The sequence below is a fragment of the Rhizobium sp. Root708 genome (assembly GCF_001429725.1).
GTDB lineage: Bacteria > Pseudomonadota > Alphaproteobacteria > Rhizobiales > Rhizobiaceae > Rhizobium.
This window is the reverse complement of sequence record NZ_LMHV01000029.1, coordinates 1-10,683: the sequence shown is the minus strand read 5'-3', so window position 1 is coordinate 10,683 and position 10,683 is coordinate 1. Positions and strand designations below refer to the sequence as shown.

At 59.6% G+C, this 10,683-nt stretch carries 11 protein-coding genes and 1 pseudogene; 2 read left to right on the top strand and 10 right to left on the bottom strand.

Translation table 11 applies throughout. The features are described from left to right. The 8 genes and pseudogenes from ASE04_RS31685 to ASE04_RS16840 all read right to left on the bottom strand — a co-directional run. A pseudogene (locus ASE04_RS31685) lies at window positions 1–395 on the bottom strand (arsenic resistance protein); the annotation flags it as partial. Between the two features lies 1 nt (window position 396). Continuing rightward, the coding region (locus tag ASE04_RS31680; RefSeq protein WP_443216878.1) for an arsenic resistance protein at window positions 397–842 on the bottom strand (446 nt) is incomplete at its 3' end. Between the two features lie 19 nt (window positions 843–861). Next, window positions 862–1,350 carry an arsenate reductase ArsC gene (locus ASE04_RS16865; protein ID WP_056819286.1) on the bottom strand — a complete coding sequence of 163 codons (489 nt, stop codon included), beginning with the start codon at window positions 1,348–1,350 and terminating at the stop codon, window positions 862–864. 14 nt (window positions 1,351–1,364) lie between these two features. Continuing rightward, the gene (locus ASE04_RS16860) at window positions 1,365–1,805 is read right to left on the bottom strand and encodes a GNAT family N-acetyltransferase (RefSeq protein ID WP_056819284.1); all 441 of its coding nucleotides are present in this window, start codon (window positions 1,803–1,805) and stop codon (window positions 1,365–1,367) included. Next, window positions 1,793–2,155: an ArsR/SmtB family transcription factor gene (locus ASE04_RS16855; protein WP_056819283.1), complete on the bottom strand. Its 363-nt coding sequence runs from the start codon at window positions 2,153–2,155 to the stop codon at window positions 1,793–1,795. The genes ASE04_RS16860 and ASE04_RS16855 overlap by 13 nt, the downstream gene beginning before the upstream one ends. Window positions 2,156–2,525: 370 nt before the next feature. Further along, window positions 2,526–4,307, bottom strand: a complete 1,782-nt coding sequence (locus ASE04_RS16850; protein WP_162260535.1) for an ATP-dependent DNA helicase — start codon at window positions 4,305–4,307, stop codon at window positions 2,526–2,528. A gap of 209 nt (window positions 4,308–4,516) precedes the next feature. Continuing rightward, complete coding sequence (locus ASE04_RS16845) at window positions 4,517–4,924, bottom strand: hypothetical protein (RefSeq protein ID WP_244490446.1); 408 nt, start codon at window positions 4,922–4,924, stop codon at window positions 4,517–4,519. Further along, window positions 4,917–5,354: a hypothetical protein gene (locus tag ASE04_RS16840; RefSeq protein WP_056819279.1), complete on the bottom strand. Its 438-nt coding sequence runs from the start codon at window positions 5,352–5,354 to the stop codon at window positions 4,917–4,919. The genes ASE04_RS16845 and ASE04_RS16840 overlap by 8 nt, the downstream gene beginning before the upstream one ends. 624 nt (window positions 5,355–5,978) lie before the next feature. Between ASE04_RS16840 and ASE04_RS16830 the strand changes: the two genes are divergently transcribed. Continuing rightward, a complete protein-coding gene (locus tag ASE04_RS16830; RefSeq protein ID WP_156408829.1) occupies window positions 5,979–6,305 on the top strand; it encodes a hypothetical protein in 327 nt (108 codons plus the stop codon). Between the two features lie 43 nt (window positions 6,306–6,348). Here ASE04_RS16830 and ASE04_RS16825 read toward each other — a convergent pair whose 3' ends face one another. Together ASE04_RS16825 and ASE04_RS16820 are read right to left on the bottom strand one after the other, a co-directional pair. Then, a complete protein-coding gene (locus ASE04_RS16825) occupies window positions 6,349–7,791 on the bottom strand; it encodes a tyrosine-type recombinase/integrase (protein WP_056819273.1) in 1,443 nt (480 codons plus the stop codon). Beyond that, on the bottom strand, window positions 7,792–8,991 hold the full coding sequence (locus ASE04_RS16820) for a site-specific integrase (protein WP_056819271.1): 1,200 nt from the start codon (window positions 8,989–8,991) through the stop codon (window positions 7,792–7,794). It lies immediately after the preceding gene. A 514-nt stretch (window positions 8,992–9,505) separates the two neighbouring features. Between ASE04_RS16820 and ASE04_RS16815 the strand changes: the two genes are divergently transcribed. Beyond that, window positions 9,506–10,459 (top strand): transposase, encoded by a 954-nt coding sequence (locus ASE04_RS16815; RefSeq protein WP_156408828.1) that lies wholly within the window; start codon window positions 9,506–9,508, stop codon window positions 10,457–10,459. Window positions 10,460–10,683 lie beyond the last annotated feature (224 nt).

Below are 10,683 nucleotides of genomic sequence, written 5' to 3'. Positions count from 1 at the left end.
CCGATGATGGTCGGCTGCGCGATGATCTGCTCGCCCTGAAAGCCGAATAGAAGGATCAGGGTCGCCAGCAACGCGACGAGCGAAAGCGGCTGAAGCCTGGCCAGAAGGGCGTCCAGCGACCGCGTCGTAYCGTCGGCGGTGAGCAGCCTGCGAACGACCTGGGAGATGGCGACCGGGATCAGGATGTAGAGGACGACGGAGATCGTCAGCGTGGCCCACGGTACCGTGATCGCCGACAGACCCAGCAGCAGCGCGACGATAGGCGCGAAGGCGACGATCATGATGGCGTCGTTGAGCGCCACCTGGGACAGGGTGAAGTGCGGTTCGCCCTTCGTCAGGTTCGACCAGACGAAGACCATCGCCGTGCAGGGTGCTGCCGCGAGGATGATCAGGCCNGCCACCTGGGACAGGGTGAAGTGCGGTTCGCCCTTCGTCAGGTTCGACCAGACGAAGACCATCGCCGTGCAGGGTGCTGCCGCGAGGATGATCAGGCCSGCGATATAGGAGTCGATCTGGTCGGCCGGGAGCAGGGGACGGAAAAGCCAGCCGACGAACAGCCATCCTAGCAACGCCATCGAGAAAGGCTTGACCGCCCAGTTGATGAACAGGGTGACSCCGATCCCGCGCCAGTATTTCCCGACCTTCGAAAGCGAGCCGAAGTCGATCTTCAACAGCATCGGAATGACCATCAGCCAGATCAGCACTGCGATGGGGACGTTCACCTTCGCCACTTCGGCGCTGCCGACGACATGGAAGACGCCCGGCATCATGTGGCCGAGCGCGATGCCGACGACGATGCAGAGAAAGACCCAGACGGTCAGATATCGTTCGAACGTGGACATCATTCGGCCTTTTCGGATTTCAGCCGATCTGGCGAAGCTTGTGTTCGAGCGCGAGACGGTCGATGGAGGCGATTGGCAGACTAAGGAACGCCGAGATGCGGTTCTTGAGGAACCGGGCCGCCTGCGCGAAGGCGCGTTGGATTTCGATCTCCGTTCCGACGGCCGCCGCCGGGTCTTCGACGCCCCAGTGCGCGGTCATCGGATGGCCGATCCAGACCGGGCAGGCCTCGCCGGCCGCGCTGTCGCAGACGGTGAAGATGAAGTCCATCTCCGGCGCGCCAGGTTCGGTGAAGACGTCCCAGCTCTTCGACGAGAACCCTATCGATGGATAGCCGAGGGCTTGCAGCTCCTTGATCGCGTGCGGGTTCACCTCTCCCTTGGGCTGGCTGCCCGCCGAGAACGCCTTGAAGCGTCCAGCGCCTTCTTTGTTGAGGATGGATTCGGCGAGGATAGAACGTGCGGAATTGCCCGTGCACAGGAAGAGCACGTTGTAGGTCTTGTCGGTCATGGTTTTCGTCCGTGTTAGGTCGGTGGCCTGTTCAATTTCATGATCGTCGCCGACGCCGGGCAGAGGCCCGATAGCTGGCGGGTGGAAAGGATCGCCTTCGGCGCCTTGTCACGGTCGACGGGCGTGAAGCCGAAGGATTCGAAGAAGCGAGCGGCGCTCGTTGTGGCGAGGTAGACGTCGGCGGCAACGGGCGCCCTCGCGATCGTCAGATCCACGAGACGGCGGCCGTAGCCCTGCGCCTGGAACTCCGGAATGACGACGACAGAACGGAGAAGGACGGAGTCTTCGTCGCATGTTTCGATGCCGGAGTAGCCGACGACGCCGCTGTCGACATCGACGAGAGCGAAGTAGGTTCTGTCAGTTCCTTCAAGATCGTCGGTCAGCAGCCCGGCGCACGTCAGGGCCGCCTTCAGCTCATTTGAGACCGGGACCGGCTCGAGCGTCAGTTCACGCATGGCTGGTTGCTTTCCGGCGCGCAGCAGGGCGTGAGATCGGCGATCAGAGGTGCGCAGAGCTCGGCGCTCCCGCCGCAGCAGTCCTTGAGCAGAAAGAGCGACAGATCGCGGAACCCTTCAAGGTCGGCGCGATAGATGATGGAGCGGCTCTGCCGTTCGCTCTTGACGATCCCCGCCCGCTGCAGCGTCGCTAGATGGGCGGACATGGTGTTCTGTGGCACGTTGAGCATCCGCGCGAGTTCGCCGGCAGGGATGCCGTCCGGCTCCGCCTTCACGAGCTGACGGAAAGTTTCGAGCCGGGTGGTCTGGGCCAGTGCGGCCAGCGCCGCGATCGCAAGCTTTGATTCCATATATCGAGAATAACGGATATATGAAGAATGTCAAGCTGCCCTACCGCGGTCGCGTATCGACCATGCGTGCTATCCAAACAATGGCCTGCCGCCATTGCGCAAAGAGCTCTCGAGGATGGCCGCGGAGATGTGTGAGCCCTCCGTGTCAACACTCAATTGCAGCCTGTATCGGGGAATGTCTACAATCCACGGGATCGTAGGCTGACATGATGACAGATCCTGTAAACGGCTTCGCCGTCCTCCACCTTGTTTCGGCCTTCGGTGACCGGCTCCATCATCACGTCCTTCCGGCGCTATCGGGACGGGGAACATCGTAGGATCGCGCTGCGCGCGATGTTCGATCCTCCGGAGATCGAACAGGGAACAGGGGCTAAAGGTACGCGTCCAGCTTCGATGGGCGGAAAGAGGTCCGCCGGCGACCAGCCCTATTGGACGCCCGGTTCAATCCGGAATTCCAGACCGCAGCCCCTGAATGTAGTCCGAGACATGGCCTCGATCGTTCCCGGACAAGGTCAGGGTCGCCAATCAGCACCGCCGTGTTTTCAGCGCGCGTAACCGCCGTATAGAGCATCGTTCGGTCGAGCAGAGGGGAGGGCACCACCGGAACGATCACGCTATCGAATGACGAGCCCTGTGCCTTATGAATCGTGATCGCCCACCCGAGGGCGAGTTTTTCAAAGTCCGACTGGGTGATGAAGTCCGAGCTCCCGTCGTCCATCGAAAGAACGCAGCGTCCGTCGACGAGACGAGGGACGCCAAGCGACCCGTTGAAGAAGCCGGCGCACCGAGGCTCCCCGGTCGTCGGATCGATGACCGTCTTCCCGTTAGCGTCGACGACGGGCGCCTTCCGATAGTCGTTCTTCATCCAGATGAGGCGGGAACCCTCATGAAAGCCCCAGTCCATGATTGGCTCCTGTCTGATCATATACTCCCGCTCGATATCCCTGCTCAGGTCTCTTGCTCCCGCAGGTCCTGCATTGGTTTGCGCGACGATTTGTATGTCGCGCTTCCAGAGCGTGTCGGCGAGGCCGGCCCTGGGCGGAGGACCCGCCATCGCTCGGAAGACCTCGCGCACGGCCTTAGGAACCTCGCTCGTGTGGCAGGGTACGAGAAAGACGCCTGGCCTGTGGGCTAAGGCGAAGTCGAAGGATTGGAACGTTGGTGAGAATCCATGTCGGATAGCGGAGGCCACGACCGGGATCCCGGTGTGCTCGGCCTGTCGATGGATGACGTCAAGCTTGACCTGCGGAACGTAGGGCGACGCTACGAGCTTCTGGAACGGCAGTCCTGGCCCTATGGGAGGAAGTTGTCCGGGATCTCCGACGAAAAGGACTCTGACGTCCGCTCCCAGTCTGGAAAGCACGCGGTAGACATTGGGCGTATCGAGCATACTCGACTCGTCGAATACGATAAGACCCTCGTCCATCTTCAGACCCGTGTCGAACGCTTTGATCAGCCGGGCGAGCGTCCAGGCCTCCTTCCTTGTTGCGAGCGCCATACGGCGGGCGGCCCGACCGGCGAGGGCGACGAGATGAAGGCATGCATCGGTAATCTCGCGGTGGGTCTGTTCCTCGCACTCGACGATTGCACGCAGCGTCGCGGTCTTTCCAGTTCCCGCTCCTCCCGTGAGAATACTCGCGGAGCCGGACGCGACCATGAAGACGGCATCGCGTTGTTTATCGGTAAGCTCGAAGCGCTGGTGTGCCGTCAGGCTTCCAAGCGCTATCCCGATCCTGCCACCGTCGACCTGCCGGGCGATTTTGAGGCGGGCGCCAATCTGCCTCTCGATCTCCCGCTCCATGAATTCGCAGCCCCGCAACTGCACTCCCCAGAGCCTTGCTGCCGCGCCGGCGGTCCGCGGCGAGGTCCCGTATCTGTCGAGTTCCTTGAATACTTCCAGGTCTTCCGCAAAACCCGCAAACTCCGCGACGATCGTCGCTGCCCGCTCGACGCCGCAGACGCCTGCGAGCGTTGCAATGTCGCCGTCCTCAATGAGGTCGTAGAGGCCAATGCCGAACCTCGTCCACAAGAGCTCGGCCGTCGCCCAGCCGACTCCCGCAAAGCGAGGATTGACGGCGAGAAACCTGACGATGGATTTGCCGCTCGGGAGCAGGGGGAGGGCGACGTTGGCATAGGTCTGCTCCCCGTACACATGGTGGACCCGCCTGCTTCCGGATATCCGCCAGCTCTCGCCTTGGCGTGGTGCGTCCGCAAACAGCCGCCCCGGAATCGAAGCGCGGACGAGATTTTCAGACTGGTCGCGACCGATGAGGATGACGTCGCCCGCGGCGGAAGGATGAACGGATGTCACGACGACCTCCATCGTATGCTCCTCGGGGATCTTGGATTCCGTTTCGCCGCTCAAGGCAGTCGACCCGTCTCGACCAGCAGAGCCTCGAGCCTCAGGAGCCGTTCAAGTCGCTGCCGCAAAGACCGGTTCTCCACGGTGGCACGCAATAGCTTTTCTTCCATGGCATGCATCTGGGCGTCACTCGCGTTTCTCTGCTCGCGCTTGAGTTCTCCCTGAGCCAGACGATCGAGATGGGCGACGCGATCGTCCTCGTCCGCCTTGGCGAGAATGTTCGCGCACCGTGGGTTCGTTCTGAAAACCTGCCTGTCGAAACCGCAAGCTCTTGCGACGAGCGTCTTATTGAGCTCCGTCCCGCGACGGGGCAGAGGGCGGCCGCCCATGGCCTCCAAGTACTCGACCAGCGCGTCCACGTGCTCCTGCGCGATCATGGCGCCGTTCTTGCCGATGCGGTCAATCAACTGGTTTTCCTTTCGACGGAGGAATCGAGCTATCTTTTTCCAGCTCGTCGAATATCTCCGCGTGCAGCCGCATGTACTCCAGCATCTTGATCCTCCCCGCCTCGGTCATGATGCTGGTAAGCTTCCACAAGGCGGACGACAAAACCCATTTCTGGCGTTCAAGGCGCTCTTCGTTCGCCCTGCTCTTCGCCAGCTCGATTGAAAGCGTTTCAACATCGAGATCGACGATCCCCTCAAGTTTCGACCGGAGCTGATGCTGCTGCACGATCGCTCCGTTCACGAGAAGCCGTCTGCTCTCGATGCGGGTCAGGTCGCTAGCGTTCCTGAACGCGCCGTCGGAATGCCGCACAACCGCTCCGAAGCTGATTTTCGTGTTGTCAGCAAGCATCTTGTGAAGAATCTCGGCGAGCAGGGCGTCCTTGTCAGCCACGCGGGGACTTTCTAGGTAAGATGTCCCCCTCGTCTTCTATCGATACGAAGAGGTCGTCCCCGTCCGGGAACACCTTTCCACCTGGCGCTGCGGCGATCGCCGCCTGTGCGCCTTCGATCTGTGTGTTCACATGGGCGAGCTGGCTCTGCCATCCGAGCGTGCGTTTCTCCTCGGGAACTGCGAGGATGGCGGCCCTCTGTATCTCGAACCCCTCGAGGAGATCTTCGAGGCGCCGAGCCTCCGCGGGGTCGGTGGTTCTTGTCAGATGCTCGCAACGGCGGAAGCATTCCAGGTGACGGGGACACGGCGCCGCGACGAAATTGGAGGTGCATGCTCCGTGGGGTGATCGTGAAGCCCGCCACGGCGCCGGCTAGATAGCGAACGGCTGCCTTGTCGCCCTTCTCCCGCTGGATCTTTCGGAATTGCTCCACCTTCGCGCCACCGAGGCTGCCGCGAAGGATCTCGGCGATCATCTCTCGTTGCATATCCCCGAGGAGCTCGTGTTCCTCGACGCCTATATCCATTTCCTCTAGGATCTTCGATAACGTCGTGTGATCGTACTGGGCCGTTCGTTTCAACGTGTGCCGCCCGAAGAACTTGGCGTTGATAACGTCGGAGACGTGGTTGCAGAACAGGACGTCGCTTAGTGTTGACGCACAAAGAGCTGCCCTCTTCGCCGAGGTAGCGCCGAAATATGGAGTTCGGGTTGCGGCCATCGAGCGCGAGATCGATGTCGGCGTAGTCAGCCCTTCCGAACACATAGTATCGCTCGACATCCAGCAGACCCCTATTTCGGCCCTCGACCAGATTCCGTACGGGCATGAGAAACAACATGTCATGCGTGCCGTATCGCCGGTCTCCTTGCATGACGAGGGTGTTCAGTTCCGGCGATTTCGTGACGAGCTCGCGCGCCAGCGCGTCCTCGACTTCGCCGACGCGGAAGTAGCATGAGAACCAGTTCTTGTTCCTGCTCAGGATCGGGACGCCATGGCGATCATATGGACTGAAATTCTTTCGGGAGAAGAACGAAACGACGGTATGCGAGACGCGACCGCCGTGGCTTCGGAATTGTTGAACGACGCGCGTCAATCCGGCTTCGACCTGACTGCACTTCGATGTCGGCGCTCGGAATGAAGCGATCGCAGCCGTAGCATGCCGTAACCGGGCTGCGTGCGCACAGGCTCTGTCCATTGGCGCAGCCACCGATCACACCGGTCGCGAACCCATGTGGCATGCCGCTCACAAGTTTGTCAGGATGGAGTGCGAGCAGTTCCTCTTTCGTCAAGAATCGAGACGAGTGTTTCGCTGGTAGGTCTTTGTGGAAAGGCGAAAGCCCTAGAGCATCGTTGATGATCTTGCCTTGTGAAGGCGAGGCGTCGATGTAGAGCTGTGCGATCTTTCCGCTCTTGTGGCACAGGAAGTCCATGATCTGCGCTGCGGTCGCTCCGTTGTCCGCAAGCCTCTGCGCCGCAGTGTGACGCAAGTCGGTGGCGTTCCTTTCGATCTTGAGAGTAGACAGAGCCAGCTTCGTCTCGGACGTCACCTGTCCCGGTGTCAGCCCAAACAGGTAGCGCCACGGTTCGGCCGAGCCTGTCGTCGAACCCCGCTCGCTTCGACGCAACAGCTCACGGAAGATCGCTACCCATTCCTTCTTGATGGAGCGAATGCTGACACGCCTGGCTTCGCCGCGTGGCTGGTTCAGATACGGAACCGTAACGTGCATCGAGCCGTCGTCGAAAAACCCGGTCTCGCTTCTCAAAAGCCGCGCGGACTGTCCTGGTCGCAGCCCGTGCTGGAAACCAAGGACAAGGAGCGCGGCCCGGACGAGGGTGGCGGATGCGGTCGCATTAGAGAGTTCGGCGCTGAAATATTCGAGATAGTTGACCACGCGTGACTGCTCGTCCTGCCGCAGGTAGCTCGCACCGGCTCTGATCTTCGCGAACTTGTCTCGTGCTGGGCTGCGGATCGAGTGACGAATCCTGACCGCGTCGCTCGGACTCCAAAGCCCGATCCCTGTCGATGCTAGGACGTGCAGCAAGGAGCGGATCGCACTGGCCATCGAATAGCTCACGAATGGCTTGATTGTAAAATTCCAGTGCCGCGCCAAGTTAATCGGATCGAGCAGTACCAGTTCCATGAACTTGTCGTTTCCAAATTCCCGGACAAAGGCGCTCAGCGATCCGAACTGGATCGTCACCGTCGTTGGCTTGATCTTTTGAAGCCATTCGCTGAGAACCACCCTCATTATGTCGGCCGCGTCATGGAACTTCCGCAGGTCACAGTGATATGGGTAACCGCCAGTGATGATGCTTACGATGTCGCACCGCTCGATGTTTTCGATCGTCCGCTTCTTGGAGGCGTAGTCGTCCCAGTAGGAGAGCCGCTTCGGGAGCTTTGGGAGCCGGAAGTCCTGAACGACCGATTGGATCGTGTCCATTCAATCCTCCTCGGATGCCGATGGATCCGCAGACCCTGCGTTCCGCAAGATGCCAAGGGCGGCGTCCAAGGCGGCGTCCCAGACCTCAGCGTTCTTCGATTCGAAGTATGCGCGGGCGTAGTGAAGGGGCATCTCGGAATCTTTGTCCCACCCGAAGAACACCCGCATCAATCTCATGATCTCGTTGTGATCCGTACCCTTGTCATGGTGGGCTTTCATCCGACCAACCGCACAGGTGTGGCGCAGATAATGACAGGAAACCTTGTCGAGCTGCTGGCGGGCGAGCGCGGCTTTCGCGTCTTCGGAGAGCGCCTTCGACGCCACCTCGAAGATCTGATTCAACTGCCGCGTCGAAATCGGGCGACGTTTCTGCGACACGAAAAGGAAAGGCGTCCAAACGGGCGGCCGCAGATCGATCTCATAGCGCCGGATCAGCTTGTATAAGTATTCCGGAATGACGATCTGACGGCGCGACTGGACAGTTTTTAAAGACGGGCGTTGCGCTCGCTCGTCATCTTCATCTGTCTCCACGACATTCAAGCGGTAGACGGTCCTGTCCAGCCGGCGGTCGAATTCGGCGATGATATCGTTTGTAGTCGCAAGAGCCAGTTCGCTTCGCCGGATTCCACAGCTCAGATAGATCAATAGGATCACGTAGTTTCGAAACTTGATGGCAAAGGTGCGGAACGGATTTCGCGGCGACTCGGGATGGAAGATTTCGCCCAGCTCGACGATGACGATGACAGGGAGCGAGCGAATGGTCGCTTCCAATCCCTCTCGTCCGAGCGCGCCCTCCGCATATCCATCTTCGATTTCCGCGAGCGCCGCCTGCAAATCACGCGTGGCAGCTTTCGGATGCCAGCGCGACATCGCCTCCAAGATAAAGGCCTTGGAGTGGCGGAAAGTCTTGCTCATGTTGGAGCCGTTGGACCGCGCCTCGTTGCGCAGGCGATGAAACAACGCGTCGAGCGCCACTTCTATCTTCCCTGCGTCACAGTGCGTCATGAAACGATCCAGGGAGCCGGGGCCGAATAGCTCGTCGGCGACCTCATACAGCCGGTCGGCGCTGCGAAGGCGTCTCCTGATCACGTCCTCGCTCATGTTCAGGGGCCAAAGCTCGGACCACAACGCCCCCCAGAGCCGCGGCGCGCCATCGACGTCCACGCACGCGACACTTCCTTCAAGCTTTACAACACCCATGCCTCTGCTCCGTTTGGGAGAATTTCGTGGTGAGTGAGTGAATTCGCAAGCTTAAAATTCATACTTAAGTATTTGTTAACGTTGACAAAATTCTTTAAGTAAAATAGATTGCAACCTCCAATGTGGGATTTTTTTTGGTTGCAGATCGTATACAATCGGCAGAGCGACGAGGATGAATGACGCTGCGTTGGAACTTCCCGAGGGACTGCTCGCTCTGGCGCCGCCGGCCTTCAACTCAGCCAAACAGAAATATGAGGTGGGCGCCGAAGCGGCGAGGGTAGGGCTCTTTTGTCCGTGTGGGGCACGGGCACGGATGCATGGAAGGAGGGAGGTCGTCGTATCCGACATTCCCCGATCGGGATTTCCCGTCGCTCTGCTGGTGAGCTACCACCGTATGAGGTGCCACAGATGTCTGAGATCGCATCGCCCCTCGATCCCAGGGGTTGAAGAACACTGCAGGGTGACATCCCGCCTTGCCGAATATCTGAGGCGAGAGGCGGACGCAGGAAGCTCCGTGTCTGAGCTGGCTCTGGGTACTGGCCTCGACCGAAAGACAGTTCGGAAAATACTTGTCGACCAAGCGCAAAAAAGCTTGTTGCAGCGCCTTTGGTCGACGCCGCAAGTACTGGGCGTCGCCAAGTGCGTGATCGGCGGTCGAACGGCGACCGTATTCTGGGACGTCTGCGATCGTCGAGTCATTCATTATATCATGTCTGACAAGGCCGCCGATATCCGGAGATGGCTTGAAGGGATGCCTGACAAGGGCGGCGTCGTCGTCGCTGTCGTCGACATGGTGGACACCTATTTTAATGTTGTCGCGGAGACACTGCCCGAGACCATTGTCGCAGTGAATCCTTTCCTGATACGCAGGCGAATGCTAGAGATCGGTTCGGAACTTCTGTCTAAGAGCCCCTTCAAGGCTTTCAAGAAGACCGACCCGTACTTCCTGTCCTTTAAGTCCTTCGCCGGATTCGTCAATCGACCTTCGAGCATCTTGGAAGTGAACCCTTATCTGCGTCAAGCTTTCGCGGTCCGCAGGGCGTTTCATCGAATATGGACCACCCGTGATCGGACGACGGCAGCCCGCGCGTTGGAGCAGTTCCTCTCAGAAATCCCGAAAGTGCTTCGAAGGTCATATCCTGATGTCGTCAAAGCCGTCGAGCGATGGCACGAGCGTCTCGCGGACTCGGTGGATATCCCTGGGCTTTCTCGCTACACGACGGGGCGATCGATACTCGGTTCGGCATTGCCGAAAACGAAGCTTGATGGGGATGGTGGTGCTGAGATCCATCGGAGGCCGCCGTTCGACGATGAGAGCTTCGCGCTCTGTCACGTCTGTATGACCGAATCTCGGCGCTGGTCGACCGACCGCCTTAGAACGCCAAAAAAACCAGGCGGAAGATCGCCGAAGACTTCTTCAGTGGTCCGGATGTCGTGCAGCCAATGCAATTGTTCGGCCGGCCGCTGAATTTCGCAACACCCAAATGGCTCTTCACCCAGTCTTGCATAAAGCCATTTGTGCAAACGCAATGGAAAGACAACAAATCCTAAATGGCTCGGCCGTTCCATAATCTATCTTATGCGATCTTTGGATGTGGCCGCAAAGTTAGAGTGTCCTGTTTCTGCAAAGTTGGAATGTCACACTCCCCGGCGCTGAGCGACGTCTGGGAGATTGCAGATGGGATTGATAGC